At 38.0% G+C, this 18,751-nt stretch carries 25 protein-coding genes and 1 pseudogene; 25 read left to right on the plus strand and 1 reads right to left on the minus strand.

The genetic code is table 11. The features are described 5' to 3' along the window. From wecB to rbr, 24 genes are all read left to right on the plus strand, one after another. Positions 1-501 (plus strand): non-hydrolyzing UDP-N-acetylglucosamine 2-epimerase (wecB, locus tag AC220I_RS07595; protein ID WP_486723212.1); only part of this gene is annotated, 501 nt, incomplete at its 5' end. 87 nt (positions 502-588) lie between these two features. After that, on the plus strand, positions 589-1,242 hold the full coding sequence (locus AC220I_RS07600; RefSeq protein ID WP_486723213.1) for a CoA transferase subunit A: 654 nt from the start codon (positions 589-591) through the stop codon (positions 1,240-1,242). Further along, positions 1,242-1,895, plus strand: a complete 654-nt coding sequence (locus AC220I_RS07605; protein ID WP_486723214.1) for a 3-oxoacid CoA-transferase subunit B — start codon at positions 1,242-1,244, stop codon at positions 1,893-1,895. Before AC220I_RS07600 ends, AC220I_RS07605 begins: the two co-directional genes overlap by 1 nt. A 186-nt stretch (positions 1,896-2,081) precedes the next feature. Beyond that, a complete protein-coding gene (locus tag AC220I_RS07610; protein ID WP_486723215.1) occupies positions 2,082-2,474 on the plus strand; it encodes an AtpZ/AtpI family protein in 393 nt (130 codons plus the stop codon). Between the two features lie 84 nt (positions 2,475-2,558). After that, complete coding sequence (locus AC220I_RS07615; protein ID WP_486723216.1) at positions 2,559-2,990, plus strand: ATP synthase subunit I; 432 nt, start codon at positions 2,559-2,561, stop codon at positions 2,988-2,990. After that, entirely contained in the window at positions 2,971-3,681 is a 711-nt protein-coding gene (gene atpB, locus AC220I_RS07620) for a F0F1 ATP synthase subunit A (protein WP_486723217.1), read from the plus strand. Before AC220I_RS07615 ends, atpB begins: the two co-directional genes overlap by 20 nt. Positions 3,682-3,702: 21 nt before the next feature. Continuing rightward, a complete protein-coding gene (gene atpE, locus AC220I_RS07625) occupies positions 3,703-4,254 on the plus strand; it encodes an ATP synthase F0 subunit C (RefSeq protein WP_486723218.1) in 552 nt (183 codons plus the stop codon). 64 nt (positions 4,255-4,318) lie between these two features. Next, entirely contained in the window at positions 4,319-4,585 is a 267-nt protein-coding gene (atpE, locus tag AC220I_RS07630; protein ID WP_069870502.1) for an ATP synthase F0 subunit C, read from the plus strand. Positions 4,586-4,626: 41 nt separating this feature from the next. Beyond that, on the plus strand, positions 4,627-5,160 hold the full coding sequence (gene atpF / locus AC220I_RS07635; RefSeq protein WP_486723219.1) for a F0F1 ATP synthase subunit B: 534 nt from the start codon (positions 4,627-4,629) through the stop codon (positions 5,158-5,160). Further along, positions 5,148-5,690 (plus strand): F0F1 ATP synthase subunit delta, encoded by a 543-nt coding sequence (locus AC220I_RS07640; RefSeq protein ID WP_486723220.1) that lies wholly within the window; start codon positions 5,148-5,150, stop codon positions 5,688-5,690. The genes atpF and AC220I_RS07640 overlap by 13 nt, the downstream gene beginning before the upstream one ends. Before the next feature lie 16 nt (positions 5,691-5,706). After that, a complete protein-coding gene (gene atpA, locus AC220I_RS07645) occupies positions 5,707-7,218 on the plus strand; it encodes a F0F1 ATP synthase subunit alpha (RefSeq protein ID WP_486723221.1) in 1,512 nt (503 codons plus the stop codon). A gap of 24 nt (positions 7,219-7,242) precedes the next feature. Beyond that, a complete protein-coding gene (gene atpG / locus AC220I_RS07650; RefSeq protein ID WP_486723222.1) occupies positions 7,243-8,100 on the plus strand; it encodes an ATP synthase F1 subunit gamma in 858 nt (285 codons plus the stop codon). 32 nt (positions 8,101-8,132) lie between these two features. Further along, positions 8,133-9,536 (plus strand): F0F1 ATP synthase subunit beta, encoded by a 1,404-nt coding sequence (gene atpD / locus AC220I_RS07655; protein ID WP_486723223.1) that lies wholly within the window; start codon positions 8,133-8,135, stop codon positions 9,534-9,536. Between the two features lie 14 nt (positions 9,537-9,550). Next, positions 9,551-9,967 (plus strand): F0F1 ATP synthase subunit epsilon, encoded by a 417-nt coding sequence (locus AC220I_RS07660; protein WP_486723224.1) that lies wholly within the window; start codon positions 9,551-9,553, stop codon positions 9,965-9,967. 105 nt (positions 9,968-10,072) lie between these two features. Then, entirely contained in the window at positions 10,073-10,537 is a 465-nt protein-coding gene (locus tag AC220I_RS07665; protein ID WP_486723225.1) for a NanQ anomerase/TabA/YiaL family protein, read from the plus strand. Positions 10,538-10,706: 169 nt separating this feature from the next. Continuing rightward, positions 10,707-11,069: a NifB/NifX family molybdenum-iron cluster-binding protein gene (locus AC220I_RS07670; RefSeq protein ID WP_486723226.1), complete on the plus strand. Its 363-nt coding sequence runs from the start codon at positions 10,707-10,709 to the stop codon at positions 11,067-11,069. A 19-nt stretch (positions 11,070-11,088) separates the two neighbouring features. Then, positions 11,089-11,928 carry a 4Fe-4S binding protein gene (locus tag AC220I_RS07675; RefSeq protein ID WP_486723227.1) on the plus strand — a complete coding sequence of 280 codons (840 nt, stop codon included), beginning with the start codon at positions 11,089-11,091 and terminating at the stop codon, positions 11,926-11,928. Between the two features lie 11 nt (positions 11,929-11,939). Beyond that, positions 11,940-12,830: an ATP-binding protein gene (locus AC220I_RS07680; protein ID WP_486723234.1), complete on the plus strand. Its 891-nt coding sequence runs from the start codon at positions 11,940-11,942 to the stop codon at positions 12,828-12,830. A gap of 1 nt (position 12,831) precedes the next feature. After that, complete coding sequence (locus AC220I_RS07685) at positions 12,832-14,382, plus strand: glutamate synthase-related protein (protein WP_486723228.1); 1,551 nt, start codon at positions 12,832-12,834, stop codon at positions 14,380-14,382. Further along, complete coding sequence (locus AC220I_RS07690) at positions 14,376-14,741, plus strand: NifB/NifX family molybdenum-iron cluster-binding protein (protein WP_486723235.1); 366 nt, start codon at positions 14,376-14,378, stop codon at positions 14,739-14,741. Before AC220I_RS07685 ends, AC220I_RS07690 begins: the two co-directional genes overlap by 7 nt. Before the next feature lie 86 nt (positions 14,742-14,827). After that, complete coding sequence (locus tag AC220I_RS07695) at positions 14,828-15,172, plus strand: DUF134 domain-containing protein (RefSeq protein WP_486723229.1); 345 nt, start codon at positions 14,828-14,830, stop codon at positions 15,170-15,172. Positions 15,173-15,249: 77 nt separating this feature from the next. Next, complete coding sequence (locus tag AC220I_RS07700; protein ID WP_486723230.1) at positions 15,250-15,633, plus strand: iron-sulfur cluster assembly scaffold protein; 384 nt, start codon at positions 15,250-15,252, stop codon at positions 15,631-15,633. Between the two features lie 49 nt (positions 15,634-15,682). Continuing rightward, positions 15,683-16,108 carry an acyl-CoA thioesterase gene (locus AC220I_RS07705; RefSeq protein ID WP_486723231.1) on the plus strand — a complete coding sequence of 142 codons (426 nt, stop codon included), beginning with the start codon at positions 15,683-15,685 and terminating at the stop codon, positions 16,106-16,108. Positions 16,109-16,128: 20 nt separating this feature from the next. Beyond that, on the plus strand, positions 16,129-16,722 hold the full coding sequence (rbr, locus tag AC220I_RS07710; protein ID WP_486723232.1) for a rubrerythrin: 594 nt from the start codon (positions 16,129-16,131) through the stop codon (positions 16,720-16,722). A 94-nt stretch (positions 16,723-16,816) separates the two neighbouring features. Here the strand turns inward: rbr and AC220I_RS07715 are convergent, their stop codons facing one another. After that, positions 16,817-17,932 carry a M20/M25/M40 family metallo-hydrolase gene (locus tag AC220I_RS07715; RefSeq protein WP_486723233.1) on the minus strand — a complete coding sequence of 372 codons (1,116 nt, stop codon included), beginning with the start codon at positions 17,930-17,932 and terminating at the stop codon, positions 16,817-16,819. Positions 17,933-18,226: 294 nt separating this feature from the next. Here AC220I_RS07715 and AC220I_RS07720 point away from each other — a divergent pair. Then, positions 18,227-18,751 (plus strand): annotated as a pseudogene (locus AC220I_RS07720) (UDP-N-acetylglucosamine 1-carboxyvinyltransferase); the annotation flags it as partial.

The following is an 18,751-nucleotide window of genomic DNA, read 5'->3' on the forward strand; positions in this document are numbered from 1 at the left end:
GCACATCGAAGGGAGAATCTGGGCGAGCCAATGGAAAATATCTTTGGTGCGATTAGATCAATCATTGATAACAACGAAAATGTACAGGTTATTTTTCCAATACATCTAAATCCAGCGGTTAGGGCAATTGCGGATAAACATCTTAAGAACATCGACAGAATTCACATGATTGAACCGCTTGACTATGAGCCTTTTGCCAATTTGCAGGCTAAGGTGGACCTCATCTTAACGGACTCTGGCGGTATTCAAGAAGAAGCGCCTGCACTTGGAAAACCAGTGATTGTCCTTAGGACAGAGACTGAAAGGCCGGAGGCTGTGGAAGCTGGAACGGTACTCATAGCAGGCGTTGATAAAGAAAAGATCATTGAAGTGACAGAGTTACTCATTAAAGACCAGATGGCTTATCAAAAAATGGCTGAGGCCGTTAACCCTTATGGTGATGGTAAAGCCTGTCATCGGATTGTCGATGCAATAAAAGCACAATTTTCTCACAAGTTATAATTTAATTTCTTCAAAATTTATGGTATCCTAGACGTAGGGATTTTAAGGGTGCTCAGACACCTAAAACTTTATAGGGAGGTGTAAGTTTTGGAGAAAATTATTACACTTGATGAAGCTGTAGCAAAGATTCATGATGGTATGACTGTTATGATCGGTGGCTTCTTAGGGACAGGTGCTCCAGATTTACTTGTTGACAAGATCATTGAAAAAGGTCTTCGCAACCTAACGGTTGTGGCCAATGACACGAGTTTTCCAGATAAAAATATCGGTAAACTTGTGGTTGAAAAAAATGTGAGTAAGGTAATTATCTCTCACATTGGTACCAACCCGGAAACGGGAAGACAAATGAATGCCGGTGAACTTGATGTTGTGTTAGTGCCACAGGGGACATTAGCAGAACAGGTTAGAGCTGCTGGCGCAGGTCTTGGTGGTGTATTGACACCAACTGGACTTGGAACGATTGTTGAAGAAGGCAAAGAGAAAGTGGTTGTAGATGGTAAAACATTCATCTTAGAAAAACCCATAAAAGCCGATGTTTCAATCATTAGAGCATCAAAAGTAGATACAAAAGGAAATTGTGTCTTCGACAAGGCAGCGCGTAATTTCAACCCTTTGATGGCAATGGCTGCAGATGTTGTTATTGTGGAAGCTGACGAGATTGTCGAAGTGGGGTCGATTGATCCCAATTATGTCATGACACCACATATTTTCGTCGACTATATTGTAAAGGGGGCGAAATAATGGCTGATGTAAAAAGCATAATTGCAAAAAGAGTTGCCATGGAATTTAAAGATGGCGATCTTGTAAACCTAGGAATTGGATTACCAACCCTAGTGGCAAATTTTGTGCCTGAGGGCATTGATGTAACATTCCAGTCTGAAAATGGTTTTATCGGAATGGGAAATGCACCTGAACCTGGCCAAGAGATAGAAAACCTTGTAAATGCAGGGAGTTTGCCTTCAACAATTTTACCAGGAGGCGCTTTCTTTGACAGTGCCATGAGCTTTGCGATTATTAGAGGTGGTCATCTTGATTGTACCGTACTTGGTGCTTTACAAGTGGACGCCGAAGGCAATTTAGCCAATTGGATGATTCCAGGCAAAAAAGTTCCAGGAATGGGCGGTGCCATGGACCTTGTCACAGGGGCTAAAAAAGTAATCGTTGCCATGACGCATACTGCTAAGGGTGATATAAAAATATTAGATAAGTGTACTTTACCGCTTACGGCTAAAGGACAAGTTAATTTAATCATAACTGAAATGGGTGTAATGGAAGTGACAGATAAAGGGCTAGTCTTGAAAGAGATTCATCCTGATTTATCTGTCGAGGAAGTCCAAGCAGCTACCTCCGCAAAACTGATTATTGCGCCTGATCTCAAGGAAATGTGTTTATAAATTGTCAAACAATGACATAAATAAACAGAAAATTATAAATTTTTGAGAATGTTTTTAAATTCTATGGGCGCGATACTAGTATTGCGCCCATTTTATTATTAAAATATTAACGAACAGTAATAATTTGTGATATAATTGTCTATGGTTTTAAGCTTGAGGGTATACAATGACCGTTGGAGGAAACTGATGAAAAAGACAACTAAAAGCACAATGGAAAATCTAGCGCTTATTTCTCAAGTTGGTATTATGATGATTGTTCCGGTAGTATTTGGGGTATTTGCGGGTAATTTTTTAGACGTCAAATTTAACACCTCACCTATTTTCCTGATCATCATGATCATCTTAGGTGTGGGTTCGGCATTCAGAAATTTGATGCACCTAGCCACAACTAAGTCAAAAGAGTATAAAAATGACTATTCAGCACGGACACAAGTGGAGAACTTTACTAAAGATAAAGCAATAAATTCAACATCTAAAAAGCAATCGAATCATTCATCAGAAGAAAAGCCTGATTTGGAAATCCTTTATGAGGAAGAAGCTGAGGCTGATGAGGCAGTAATTAAAAAAATGAAAGAATAACATTTATATTAAGGTGAGTATTTCATTTATATTGAATAGTGTTATAATATAGTGGTGATTTGATTTTGAGATAGGGGATTTAAAATGCCAAATGAAGGAAACACAATGAAAAGCTTGGAAAACAATATTTTAAAATACATGTTATTTGCCAATATTGGTCTCATCATTATAAGCGCACTTTTGATGAAGGCACCGATTCCATTTATTCTTGGACTCGTTTTTGGTTCTGCAATTAGTGCCTTAAACTTTAAGGAGCTGGCAGTGACCCTTAGAAAGGCTGTTACAATGCCGCCTGCTAAAGCGCAAACCTTTGCAACATCAAGATATTTTTTTAGATATATTGTGACTGCAGTGGTGATTTTTGTCTCCATTGCTGCACCTTATATAAATGTCATAGGGACTATTATCGGTCTCATTATGATAAAATTTATCATCTTAGCTACCAATCTTTTTAATGATAAAAACTATTACCAAAATATTTTAAAAAGAAAGGAGGATGAACCTAGTGGGCGTTGAAGGTTTTGGGCCACGAGTTGTATTCTATTTGGGCAACATTGCTGTTACTGAAACAGTGACTGTTACCTGGTTTATAATGTTTGTACTTTTTGCGTTTTCAGTTACGGTTACACGTAATATGAAAAAAGAAGCGTCAGGCATGCAATTAGTGGTAGAACAGATCGTTGGAATCGTCAATAACTTGACAAAACAGAACATGGGAGAGAAAAATGCAGCATTTGCACCCTATGTTGGCACTTTGTTATTTTTAATTGGGATTTCTAACATCATTGGATTATTCGGATTTAGACCGCCGACTGCTGATCTAAACACAACCATGTGTCTATCGATCACGACTTTTGTACTAACGCAGTTTTTCGGTATGAAATCAAAAGGCCTAGGGGGATATGGAAAAGGATTCTTGGAACCAATGCCATTATTATTACCACTTAATATCATTGGAGAACTTGCTAACCCAGTATCTCTTGGCTTCCGTCTATTTGGTAACATAACTGCCGGCGTCATCATAATGACTTTGCTCTATGGTGCGTTAGGTGCGTTTACAAACTCACTGCTCGGCTTGACTGTGCCGATTTTGCAAGCAGGGGTACCAGCAGTACTTCATATTTATTTTGATTTATTTGCTGGATTACTTCAGTCATTTATCTTTACAATGCTAACCATGGTATTTATTTCAGGTGCAATGGAATAAAACCGGAGAAAGGGTGTACGTATGGAATCAACCAATTTTGTTTTAAAATTTTTAGAATGGTTGATGAGCTTTGAGCCAAAAGCTCTGATCTTATCTGCATCAGCAATCGGCGCAGGTTTTGCAATGATCGCTGGTATAGGCCCTGGTATTGGACAAGGATATGCGGCTGGAAAGGGTGCTGAGGCAGTCTCAAGAAATCCTAAAAGTCAGAGAGAGACCACAATGGTAATGCTTCTTGGAGCAGCAGTTGCGGAAACTTCTGGTATTTTGGCACTTGTAGTTGCTTTAATCATGCTCTTCGGTAATCCACTCGTGGATACAAAGGGAACAGCACTTATTATAATGGCTTCAGCAATTGGAGCTGGCCTTTCTATGATAGCGGGAATCGGACCAGGGGTTGGTCAAGGTTATGCTGCTGGAAAGGGAACAGAAGCAGTTGGTAAAAGACCAAAGCTTCAGTCGCAAATTGTCAGAACAATGCTTGTAGGGCAAGCTGTTGCTCAGACAACAGGTATTTATGCACTAGTTATATCACTTGTTTTATTGTTTGCTAATCCATTGATCAACTTATAGAAATGGAAGCATAAAAAATTAAATATGAATTTGAATTCTTTAAAAGTTAAGGAGGATTTTTTTTATGGAACCTATTACAGGAAAAGCATTAGTATTAGCATGTTCAGCAATTGGTGCAGGACTTGCAATGATCGCAGGTATCGGTCCTGGTATTGGACAGGGATATGCAGCTGGTAAAGGTGCAGAAGGCGTTGGTAGACAACCAGAAGCACAAGGAGATATCGTTAGAACTATGTTACTTGGTGCTGCAGTTGCAGAGACAACAGGTATCTATGGTCTTGTAATCGCATTAATCTTATTATTTGCGAACCCATTAGTAAAATTATTATAATCAAAAATATAGGATTAAAATCCTTGTAAAGGAGGATCAACATGAGTATGGAACTCGCTACTGCAAGTTTGCGACTTGGCCTTGTTGAGTTAAGCTGGACATTTGTATTCCAGTTAGTCAATACATTCATCCTATTTTTGATTCTTAAAAAGTTTCTATTTGGTCCTGTGACGACATTTATGAAGAACAGGGAGGCAGAAATCAAAGAACAAATCGCTGTTGCTCAGCGACTTGAAGATGAAGCCAATCAGCTAAAAGCAGATTATGAAGCGAAACTTCAGACTGCAGAGGAAGAAGGCAAGGAAATCGTTAAGAAGCACACTTTACGTGCGGAAAACAGAGCCTTTGAAATCGTTAAGACTGCTGAAACTGAAGTGGATGCAATGAAATTAAATGCACATAGAGAGCTTGAAAGAGAAAGAATTAAAGCGGTGAATGAGTTAAAAGATCAAATATCTGAACTTACTATCATGGCAGCTTCAAGAGTGGTTGAAAAGGATCTTAATGAAGCCGACCATCGAGAACTTATTAACAAGTTCATCAATGAAGTAGGTGAAGTTCAATGGCAGAATTAGTTAGTAAAACGTATTCTGAAGCTCTATTCGAAGTCGCGAAAGAAGATCATAAAGTGGACGAACTTCAAGCTGAGTTTGAATTCGTCGTGTCAAGTTTCAAAGAGTACCCAGAGTTTTATGAAATTTTTAAAACACCAAAGATCAATTTTGAAGAAAAGAAACGCATTATTCATGAGATCTTTGCAGATAAAATTTCAGAAAGCCTTCTAAATTTCATCTATGTGATTTTAGATAAGAAAAGGGGCTCTGATATCCTTGAAATAAAATCGGCTTTCGATCAAAGAGTAGATGACTACAAAGGGATTGCAAAAGTGACTGTTGAAACAGTCTTGCCGTTAACTGAATCTCAACTCTCTGCGATCACTGAAAAACTGGCTGTGAAAACAGGCAAAAAAGTGGTGATTGAAACGGTTATCAATAAAAGCCTTGTGGCTGGCATGGTAATTAAAATGGGAGATCATGTAATTGATGGATCAGTTAAGTACAAGCTAGAAGGTATGCTTGAAGGTTTAACGCAAATAATAGTTTAATAGGAGAGTGTTAGACATGAATCTAAGACCAGAAGAAATTAGTTCTGTGATCAAGTCACAGATTAAAAAATATGAGTCTAAGCTTCAAGTAGAGGATACCGGTACTGTAATTCAAGTTGGCGATGGTATTGCTAGAGTACATGGCCTACAAAAGTGTATGGCTGGGGAGCTACTAGAATTTCCACAGGAAGTTTTTGGAATGGTTCTCAACCTTGAAGAAGATAGTGTCGGTGTCGTTTTATTTGGATCAGATCAACATATTAATGAAGGCGACTTAGTTAAAAGAACTGAGAGAGTCGTGGAAGTTCCTGTTGGAGAGCATGTTTTTGGACGTGTTGTTAATGCACTTGGACAACCAATCGATGGTAAAGGTCCAATTCCATCAGATAAATTCAGACCGATTGAAGCGAAAGCGACAGGGGTTATTGAACGTAAATCTGTTAATGAGCCACTTCAAACTGGTATCAAGTCAATTGACTCGATGATCCCAATTGGACGTGGACAACGTGAGCTCATCATCGGCGATAGACAAACAGGTAAAACTGCTATTGCGATTGATACAATCATCAATCAAAAAAATACAGATGTTTTCTGTATTTACGTTGCGATTGGACAAAAGAAGTCAACAGTGGCTCAAATCGTTAAACAACTTGAAGACCACGGTGCAATGGATTACACTTGCGTTGTTTCGGCATCAGCAGCTGACCCAGCACCACTTCAATATATCGCACCTTACTCAGGTGTTGCTATGGCAGAAGAATTAATGTACAACGGTAAGCATGTCCTCATCGTTTACGATGACCTTTCTAAACATGCGGTGGCTTATCGTGAAATGTCATTACTTCTTAGAAGACCACCAGGACGTGAAGCTTTCCCTGGGGATGTATTCTACCTTCATAGTAGATTACTTGAAAGAGCTGCTAAACTAAGTGATAAGCTTGGTGGTGGTTCGATCACTGCACTACCTGTAATTGAAACACAAGCAGGCGACGTATCTGCATACATCCCTACAAATGTTATCTCAATCACAGATGGTCAGATTTATCTTGAAACAGAACTCTTTAATGCGGGTCAAAGACCTGCGGTAAACCCTGGTATTTCAGTTTCAAGGGTTGGTGGTTCTGCACAAATTAAAGCCATGAAAAAAGTTGCAAGTAAAATTAAACTTGAGCTTGCACAATACAGAGAGCTTGCTGCCTTTGCTCAGTTCGGTTCTGAACTTGACAAGGAAACAAAAGCAACACTCGATCATGGTGTGAGATTAATGGAAATTCTTAAACAACCACAATATAAACCAATGTCAGTTGAACACCAAGTTATGATGATTTATGCCGTGGTTAATAAGTATTTGATGGATGTTGAAGTTAAATATATTCGTCGCTTTGAAGCAGAATATCTTGAATTCCTCAATACAAATTATCCTGAAATCGGTAAAAGCATCGTCGAAACTGGCGCTTTATCAGATGAAATGGAAGAGAAACTTAAAGCTGCAATTGTAGAATTTAAAGCGGGCTTTGAAGTAGAGTAAACTTCCTTGTAGGAGGGACTAATAATGGCAGGTAGTATGCGCGATATAAAGCGTAAGATACGAAGCGTTAATAGCACCATGCAGATCACCAAGGCAATGGAATTAGTATCTACTGCAAAGCTTAGAAGAGCAAGAAGTAAAATGGACATTACAAAGCCTTATTTTGACACAGTCAAACAAGCTGTTCAAGACATTCTCAGTGAAGACAACAGTATTCGTATGAGATATGTGGCAGAGCACGAGATCAAGAAGACACTTTATATTGTCATCGCTGGAGATCGTGGTTTATGTGGTGGCTATAATATCAATGCGATTAAAGCAGCAATAAGTGAAGTAGAAGATAAAAAAGATGCAAAATTCATCACAATTGGTAAAAAGGCGTTTGATATCATTAACCGTTATGGTTTTGAGATCGAAGATTACTTTTTAGGCATATCAGAAAAACCAGAATATTTTGATGCAGCTCAAATTGCGAAAAAGGCAATGGGCATGTTCGATTCTGGGGAAGTTGATGCTGTAAAATTTGTCTACACAAGATTTGTGAGTACAATTTCGCAGTCGCCAACAATGATTCAATTATTGCCAATTGAACACGATCACTCACGTGAAAAAGAAGCAACTGATGAATTTGTCAACTATGAACCATCTGCTGAAGAGGTACTCAAATACGTTATTCCTAAATACGTTGAGAGTACAATCTATGGTGGCTTAATAGAATCGTCAGCCTCGGAGCAAGCGGCTCGTAGAGTTGCTATGGAAAGTGCATCAGATAATGCAGTAGACATTATTGATGAATTATCACTCTTTTACAACCAGGCTCGTCAGGCAGCTATTACGCAAGAAATTTCAGAAATCGTTAGTGGTGCAGAGGCACTAAAATAACTCGAAATTTGATTGAAAGGGAGTGAAAGAGTATGGCTCAAGCGATTGGAAAGATCGTGCAAATTATTGGACCTGTACTCGATATTAGATTTGAAGCCGATCAGCTTCCTAATATTTATGATGCGGTAACAATAGATTTTAATGAGATTCACGTAGTTGCAGAAGTTATGCAACATACTGGAGATAATACAGTTAGAGCTGTTGCAATGAGCTCGACAGATGGTCTTATCAGAGGTATAGATGCAGTTGCAACTGGAGCACCTATTTCAGTTCCAGTTGGAAAAGCAACACTTGGTAGACTGATCAACGTACTTGGAGAGACAATTGATGAAGCAGGCGAAATTTCTCGTGATGATGCAGAGTTTTGGCCAATTCATAGAGAAGCACCATCATTTGTTGAACAAGGTACGACAGCAGAAATGCTTGAAACAGGTATTAAGGTTATCGACCTTATCGCACCTTACGCAAAAGGTGGTAAAATTGGTCTTTTCGGTGGTGCCGGCGTTGGTAAAACCGTAATCATCCAAGAACTTATCAACAATATCGCGACAAATCACGGTGGACTTTCTGTATTTGCCGGTGTTGGTGAGAGAACGAGAGAGGGAAATGACCTCTACCATGAAATGAAAGAGTCAGGCGTAATCGACAAGACAACGCTTGTATTCGGACAGATGAACGAACCACCTGGAGCGAGAATGCGTGTAGGCTTAACAGGTCTTACAATGGCTGAATACTTCAGGGATCAAGAAGGTAAAGACGTACTGCTCTTTATCGACAATATATTCAGATTTACACAAGCAGGTTCTGAGGTTTCTGCCTTACTAGGTCGTATGCCTTCAGCGGTTGGTTACCAACCGACACTTGCAACAGACATGGGTGCCCTTCAAGAGCGTATCACATCAACGACTAAGGGTTCTATCACATCTGTTCAAGCGGTTTATGTACCTGCCGATGACTTAACGGATCCAGCACCAGCGACGACGTTCTCGCATCTTGATGCGACAACAGTTCTTTCTAGAAAGATTTCTGAGCTTGGTATCTATCCAGCGGTTGACCCTCTAGATTCAACATCTAGAATCTTGACACCGGACGTAGTTGGAAACGAGCACTACAATGTAGCGCGTGAAGTTCAGGAAATGCTTCAAAGATACAATGAACTTCAAGATATCATCGCAATTCTTGGTATGGATGAGTTATCTGATGAAGATAAACTCGTTGTACAAAGAGCACGTAAAATCCAAAGATTTTTATCTCAGCCTTTCCATGTTGCTGAACAATTTACAGGTTTCTCTGGTAAATACGTTCCAGTAAAAGACACAGTAAGAGGCTTTAGAGAAATTTTAGATGGACTTCATGATGAAATCCCAGAGCAAATGTTCCTTTACTGTGGTTCAATTGAAGAAGTTGTTGACAAATTCAAAAGCAGTAGAGCGTAATGGAGGTGTAGTCAATGGGCACAAAATTCAATCTTGAGGTTGTGACACCTGATCGTATCTTTTTCGGTGGCGAGACAGATATGACAATCGTGAGAACGACTGAGGGAGATTTAGGAATTTTACATGACCACGAGCCTCTTGTTGCACCACTAAGGGTAGGAAGTATCCGTGTAAAGCAAGAAAATGGCACATTTAGATGGGCAGCCTGCACAGAGGGTTTTGTCATCGTTAATGAAGAGAAAGTGACCATTATCACAGATTCTGCTGAATGGGCAGATGAAATTGATGTCGATCGTGCTCAAAAAGCCAAAGAACGTGCTGAACATAGACTTCATATTCACAAGGTGGAGAACAAAGATATTGATGTCGCAAGAGCAAAAGCAGCGCTTGAAAGAGCAATCAATCGTATGAGACTTTACGAGAATAAATAGAGATTACTCTATTAAAGAGACATTCACTTTAAGGTGAATGTCTCTTTTTAAATCAAAGTGACTATGAAGTTTTCCTAAATACTTAGTGTTAATAAGGAGAATATTATGATTTTTGGTTATATTAAAGATTGGAATAAAAGAGATCTATATCATCAAGATGCTTTTTTAAAGGCATTTGAATTTCTTGCCAATAAGGAAAATGAATTGTTGCCATGTGGAGAGTACGAAATTATCGGCAGAGATGTCTATGCAATCGTGATGGAAATGGTAACAGAACCCATTGAAGACAGAGCGCCTGAAGCTCATGAAAAGTATATTGACATACAGTATATTGTATCAGGTTCTGAAAAAATGGGTTTCTCTAAATGGAGTGACCAATTAGTCGTAAAAAACAATTGGTTAAAGGACAAGGATGTCGTACTATATGCAAATGAAGTACCAAATGAGTCCTTTGTTGTTTTAACACCGGGAGACTATGTTGTCTTTTATCCTGAGGATGTTCATAGGCCCTTATGTATGGTTAAATCACCTGAAATGGTAAAAAAGATTGTCGTAAAAATTAGAGTTTAGATCAAAATACATTTAATACTTGAAAAAACGAGAATACCCCAGTGAAGGCGGTATTTTTGTTTTTGATACATAAAGGAAGTTGCATGAGGTAAGGTAAGTTATTGACATATGCCATAAACCAGCTATAATAAGAGTATAAATGGCATATGCCAATTACAGGAGGTATGATATGAAAATTGCTATTCCAGTGGATGAAAAAAACCTTGAGTCAACCGTATGTGTTTCTTTCGGCAGAACACCTTATTTTTTAATCTATGATATGAGTGATGATGCTTACACCTTTATTGATAATAGTGCAGCCACCAGTCAAGGTGGGGCGGGGATTAAAGCCGCACAGAATGTCGTGGATCAAAAAGTAAACGCTCTTTTAACGCCTAGATGTGGTGAAAATGCATATGAGGTTCTAAGTGGTGCTAAAGTGAGCCTTTATAAAACATCGGGGACATCAATAAAAGAAAACATTACTTTGTTTAAAGAAAGTCGATTGCCAATCCTTTCAGAAGTTCATTCAGGATTTCATGGACATAGATAAATAGGAATGGAGGATTTGCATGAAAATTGCAGTTCTAAGCGGCAAAGGGGGTACTGGAAAAACCTTTGTATCCGTTAATTTAGCATCAGTATTGGACTGTTCTCTCTATATTGATTGTGATGTTGAAGAGCCAAATGGACATCTCTTTTTTAAACCACAGAATGCCATTAGCAAGGATGTTATTGTTAAAATTCCCAAAATCGACTTTGAAAAGTGCATAGGGTGCAGAACGTGTGTTGATTTCTGCAAATTCAATGCATTGGCTTATATCAATGATAGGGTAAAAGTTTTTGATGCCATATGCCATTCGTGTGGGGGTTGTAGCCTAGTATGTCCTGCGAATGCCATTTGCGAAGAAGATAAAGTGATTGGTGTGATCGAATCAGGGTTTTCAGAGAAGGTAAGTGTGATTACGGGGAGATTAAACACTGGTGAGGAAACCGGCGTCCCAATAATAAAAGCGCTCTTTAAAATAGAAAAAGACCAGGAGGAGAACACAATCATTGATTGTCCACCTGGCAGCTCATGCATGGTCATGGAGAGTATAAAAGATGCTGATTATTGCTTGCTTGTGGCAGAGCCCACTATTTTTGGTAGACATAATCTCAGTATGGTTCATGAACTTGTGAAGCTTTTCCATAAGCCATTTGGATGCGTTCTTAATAAATGCATCGAATCGGATAATCCGTCAGAGGCTTATTGCATTGAGCATGATATTCCCATTGTTGCGAGAATTCCATTTGATAAAAAAATGGGCCTTATGAACTCAAATGGTGTGATCGTCACCAGAGAAGACACTGAATACTTTGATTTGTTTAAAAAGATTTTAAATCAAATCGAAAAAGAGGTGGTGCTATGAAGCAATTACTGATTTTAAGTGGTAAAGGTGGCACTGGAAAAACCACGCTTGCATCTGCTTTTATAAAACTGTCAAATTCAAAAGCGTATGCAGATTGTGATGTAGATGCCCCTAATTTGCACCTTATCAACAGATCTTTTGAAGAGGAAACACATTTTGACTACTTTGGAATGGATAAGGCATTTATTGATCTGGAACTTTGTACAAGCTGTGGTCTTTGTCAAAAACATTGTAGATTTGATGCCATTGGATATTCGGAGTCTTATGTGGTAGATGCAATGGCTTGTGAAGGCTGTGGCCTTTGTGAAAGCATTTGCCCAGCAAATGCAATTAAGCTGATGCCAGAGAAAGCAGGTGACTTGCAGGTGTTTAAAGGACCATCTGTTTTTTCCACAGCCAAGTTAAAAATGGGTAGTGGCACTAGTGGCATGTTGGTGACAGAGGTCAAGAAAAAATTGAAAGCTTCTATTGATAATATGGGTGAGGTTGAGTTTGCAATTATAGACGGCTCACCAGGCATTGGCTGTCCTGTAATTTCGTCAATAAGTGGTGTTGATATGGTCTTGATCGTTGCAGAACCATCTGTTTCGGGCATCAGCGATATGAAGCGTATAGTGGAGACTGCCAAGATCTTTAATCCCAAGCTTGCAGTTTGTGTAAACAAGTATGATACAAATTTGAGGCTTACAAATAGCATTGAAACATTTTGTAAAGAAAATGCCCTTGAGTTTGTTGGCAGGATTCCTTTTGACCCAAATGTGGTCAAGGCTGTTAATCAAGGCTTAAGTATAGCGGATATTGACTCTGATGCAAAAGATGCGCTTAAAATGGTTTATAGTGCCACAATGAAAGTTCTTTTTTCTAAAGCTGAAACCTTGTTCAAGATAAATCGGGGGGTGTAAAATGTCCTATAGCAAATCATTAGGAAGTGCCTTAACCAATACACATATGAGGACGCCTAACCAGTTGGCTTCATCGTCAGGTATGTGTTCAGTGTGTACGTCTAATTGTAATGGTAGTTGTGAAATTGGTCTTTCTGCAATAAGGGGATCTGAAGCCATTTACCCATTTGCGACTGATGTGTATCAGTTTGCTTCTGAAAAAATATACCCTCTTGACTTTTCACATTTTAATATCAATGGACGTGTATTTGGTGCCAAAGGATGTGATGAAGACTCAGATAAAGCATTTTATGCCAAAGCGTCTACTGAATTTTTTTTTGGAAAGGACAATAAAATCCGTCTGAAATCGCCCATTATTTTGCCAGCGATTGCAAAATTAGACTGGTATGACTATTTTGCTGGGGCGGCACTAGCAGGCGTTTTGGTAGTTGTTGGCGAAGATGTGGTTTCAAAAGACCCAAACTTGAAAATGAGATCTGGGAAAGTCATTGAGTCACCATTACTAGAAGAAATGCTTGAAGCTTTCAGAAGCCATTATCATGGATATGGTCAAATAATCCTTCAAGCAAATGTGGATGATGAGAAGCTTGGTGTTCTTGAATATGCCATTGGTAAACTAGGGCTTAAATCTGTTGAGCTTAAGTTTGGACAAGCTGCAAAAGGTATACAGGGCATAAGTCAAATCCAATCTATTGAAGAAGCGCTTCATTTTCAGGAAAAGGGTTATTTAATATATCCTGACCCATCAGATCCCAATATTGCAAAAAATGGTTTTGATCAGACCTTTGAAAAAATTGGAAGACTCCCAATGTGGACTTTGGAATCGATTCAAAAGCGCGTTTTTGAATTGAAAAGAATGGGTGCTGAACAAATTTGCTTTAAAACAGGACCATACGATCCTCAAGACTTAATTACAATTTTAAAGGCAGCATCACTTTCAGAGATAGATCTAGTGACATTTGATGGCGCTGGTGGGGGTACTGGCAATAGTCCTGTAAAGATGATGAATGAGTGGGGTGCCCCAACAGTCACACTTGAAAGCATGGTTTACACCATTTTAAAGGAAATGGATTTAAAGGGCTATCGTTTGCCTAAGGTTGCAATTACAGGTGGCTTTTCAACAGAGGACCATGTCTTTAAGGGTTTGGCTTTAGGTGCCCCTTATGTTCAACTTGTTGGTATTGGGCGTGCAGCAATGGCATCTGCCACTGTTGGAAAGCTAGTAGGGGAGTCTATTTTAGAAGGTAAAGTAGTAAAAGAATACGAAAAATATGGACACACAATTGAAAGTGTTTTTGTTAATGCCAAGGCTTTAAAAAAGGCTTATGGCTCGACAGATAAGAATATAACACCTGGTGCTATGGGGCTTTATTCTTATATTGAAAGGATAACAAAAGGTCTTCAACAACTAATGACCTTGAATCGAAAATTTTCTTTGGCGCATATTGAGCGTGGAGATATTCTGGCTTTAACAGAGCAGGCATCAAATGAGACGGGCATAATGACATATAGTCAACGATTAAATTTAGAACTCAAAGGAGAGATATTATGAAAATTGCAGTGGCAAGTAATGGCGAGTTTGTGACACAGCATTTTGGGCATTGTGAAGTGTTTCACGTATTTGACGTGGAAAATCAAAAAATTGTAAAATCAGAAAGTATTCCAAATCCAGGGCATAGACCGGGTTTTTTACCAAATTATCTTAACGAACTTGGTGTAAATGTTATTATTTCTGGTGGCATGGGTGGTGGTGCTATTGAAATATTTAATGAGAAGCAGATAGAAGTTATTGTTGGTGCTACTGGTCTATCCAAAGACAGTGCGCTTGCTTATATCGAAGGTAATTTAAAATCAACTGGATCGGTTTGTCATCAACATGAACATCATGATAGCTGTGGAGAAAATCATTAAATGTATTTGTAGTATGACAACTGTCTAAATTATGTAGCACTGAAATTATGCAAATTGGGTTTAAATCAAAAGGAAAGGAGCATAATATGCCTAGACCTAGAAAATGTCGAAGAGTTTGTAGACTTCCAGAGCGTAATGAATATGGCCCATTGGAGGTTGTAAGAGAGGGTGCCACAAAGATTATAATGACTGTTGAGGAGTATGAAACAATAAGGTTAATCGATTTAGAATCTTTGACACAAGAAGAATGTGCTGTTCATATGAAAATTGCTAGAACAACTGTACAAGGTCTCTATATGGATGCAAGGAAGAAAATTGCGGAATCTATAGTAAATGGTAAACGTATATTAATTCAAGGTGGCAACTATATACTTTGCGAGGGAAAAGGAAATGAATGTGGTCGATATGGTTGTAATAAGTATAAAATTTGATCTTGAAAAGAATAAATTAGAGCAGGACATCAATAAAAATATTTTGAAAACAATACTAATTTAAAGGTGTGTGACATATGTACTCTGAAAAAGTGCTGGATCATTTTATAAATCCAAGAAATGTGGGGATAATTGAGAATCCAGATGGCACTGGTTATGCAGGTGATCCAGAATGTGGTGATTATTTAGAAGTGGCTATTAAGGTAGAAGATTCCATAATAACTGATATGAAGTTTAAAGTGCATGGCTGTGCAGGGGCTATTGCAACCAGTAGTGTTTTGACTGAGCTTGCCATAGGAAAACATATTCTAGTGGCCTATACCATCAATAAAAACGATATTGTTTCTGCTCTGGATCATTTACCAGAAGAAAAGATTCATTGTTCTCTTATTGGAACTGAGGCATTGAGAGGGGCTATTAATGATTACCTTACAAAAAATAAGAGGAATGCATCTGAATAGAAAATATATAATAAGCTGTTTAATGTGATTGAAAATAGAAGATTAAAAGGTGAAACTTGTGAAATGCTGTGAAAGTAAGATTATACCTAGATATTCGGATACAGACCAAATGGGCATCGTGCACCATGCAGCTTATTTGCCGTGGTATGAGACAGGGAGAGATGATTTCTTTAAAAAAATGGGCTACTCATATCACCAATTAGAGCATAATGGTCATTTAATGCCTGTGTTGAATATAACCTGTCATTATTTAAAGTCTGCAAAATATGATGAACCTGTTTTACTTAGATCAACACTTGAAAAGTTCAAAGGCGCGAGGTTGAGTTTTAAGTATGAGCTCATAAGAGAAGCAGATCAAAAATTGTTAAGCGTTGCAAAAATTGAGTATTCCATTACAAATAGAGCGTATCAACCGGTAAATATTAAAAAAACAAATCAAGAGTTGTGGGAAAAACTAAACAATTGTTTTAATTAAAGGATTAAAGGAGGGTATATATGAACTCATTAAAGGGAACAAAAACAGCAGAAAATTTATTGAAGGCCTTTGCAGGTGAATCACAAGCGAGAAATCGTTACACCTTTTATGCTTCTGTGGCAGATAAGGAAGGGTTTAAACAAATTAAAAATATTTTTCTAGAAACTGCAGACAATGAAAAAGAACATGCCAAAAGATTTTATAAATTACTACTTGAAGGCTTAAAAGATGACTTGCCATCAATGATTGATATAAGTGCATCATTTCCAGTAGCTCAAGGTACAACTCAAGAAAATCTTTTAGCCGCTGCAAGCGGTGAGAACGAAGAATGGGCTGACCTCTATCCTGAGTTTGCAAAGATAGCAGAAAGTGAGGGCTTTCAAGAAGTAGCAGTTGCCTTTAAAATGATTGCAACTGTTGAAAAACACCATGAATCCCGATACCTAAAGCTTGCAGAAAATATCAAAAACGGACTTGTTTTTAAGAAAAATTCTAAACAATTGTGGAAATGTGGCAATTGTGGTTATATTCATGAAGGAGAATCAGCACCTTCTCAATGTCCTGCCTGTATCCATCCACAGTCATACTTTGAAGTTGAATTAAATCAATACTAATGCCATAAACAAAAGCTTCTTCCAAAATGAGAAAATCATTTTAGGATGAAGCTTTTGTTGATTAATGCCCTTATTATTATGCATGTATAAAATTTTAAAGATGATGAAGCTTTATAATTTCAAGGACGAGCTCGGTTACTTTTACCAGATCATTGATATAGATATGCTCCTCAAGAGTGTGTGGTTTTCTCTCCCCAGTACCAAGATTAATGGCTTTAATGCCGTTTGCATTGAATATATTGGTGTCGCTACCACCACCTGAAGTCTCTGTGTAAGGTTCTACACCGATATTCCTACAAGCGGTTTCTAAAACCTTAACGATTTCATCAGCTGGGTCTACTTTAAAGGCATCATACATACGAATAATTTCAACTTCTGCCTTTGCACCAGCTTCTTCAGCAGCTTTTTCAAAACATGCCTTCATGTGACTTGATTGCTTGCTTAACTTGTGGTTATCAAGGGATCTTGCTTCCGCCAGTATTGTTACTTCAGGTGTGACAATATTTGTGACACTACCACCGTTTATGACGCCGATATTAGCAGTTGTTTCTTCATCTATTCTTAAAAGATTCATTTGATTTATTGCAGCAGCTGCAACCATTATTGCACTGATACCTTCTTCAGGACATACACCTGCATGTGCTGGTTTTCCAATTATTTTTGCGTGAATTTTATCTTGTGCAGGACCTTGTATAACGATTTGTCCAGGGTTACCGCCACTGTCAAGTATGAAGGCACGCTTTGCCTGAAAGCCTTTAAAGTCTAAATTTTTTGCACCATGAAGGCCACCTTCTTCAAAAACACTGAATGAGATCTCAATAGGACCATGTGGCAGGTTATTCTCTTTGATAATCCTTAATGCTTCGATGATTGCAGCAATACCAGCTTTATCATCTGCCCCTAGGATGGTTGTTCCATCACTATAGATTGCGCCATCCTTAATGATTGGTTTTATGTTAAGACCAGGTGAAACCGTATCCATATGGCAACTGAATAAAATAGGTTCACCTTCAACAGTCCCTTTTATTTTAGCAACAACATTACCTGTATCACTTCCTACTTTGGGACCGGCGTCATCAATTTCAACCTCAAAGTCTAAATCTTCAAGAATTTCTTTGATAAATTTTGCAAATTCACCTTCACTTTTTGTAGGGCTGGAAATTTGAACGTATTTCATAAATGCATCCACTAAACGTGTTTGATTAATCATTTTGACTTCCCTCCATTAAAAAATTGAATTGCTTTCCTTATTATTATACTAGATATATTTCCAGAATCATTTTAAATTTTAGTAGGATTTGCTACAATTGTTTCGAAAATGAAATATTTAAAAGACTTTGCACCAAAAAAACAAAAAAAAAATAAATTAATGTAGAATGATATGTGGTTTTTATATATAATAGTAAATGTATACAAGTGTTTTAACTGGTTTACAAAATTGAGTCGGAATATGCGTAAATACTTTATATAAAATAAATTTTCAGTAACAATCAGGAGGATACAATTGGCTAAATTATTAGTTGAAAAAAGTGGGCCATTGGTAGGAACAGTAAAAATTAATGGTGCAAAAAATTCAGTTTTAAAACTTATGGCAGCATCTTTGCTAGCAGAAGAGGCTTGCATTATCGAAAGTGTACCAGAATTATTAGATGTGGAAGTTATGATTACATTACTTGAGTCTTTAGGCCAAGTTGTTCATTATGATAGAACATTAGAAATTTTAGAAATTAAGCCAGGTGAAGAACTTAAATGTGAAGCGCCTTACGAATTAATTCAAAAAATGAGAGCATCATTTTTAGTCATGGGACCCTTGCTTGCAAGAAAGGGTATTGCGAAAGTTTCAATGCCAGGTGGTTGTGCGATAGGTGCAAGACCGATTGATTTACATCTTAAAGGGTTTCAGGCATTAGGGGCAGAAGTGACTCTCGGTCATGGTTATATTGAAGCTAAAGCTGAGAATGGTTTAATTGGCTCAGAAATATATCTGGATTTCCCAAGTGTTGGTGCCACTGAAAACATTATGATGGCA

The organism is Fusibacter sp. (assembly GCF_057447755.1).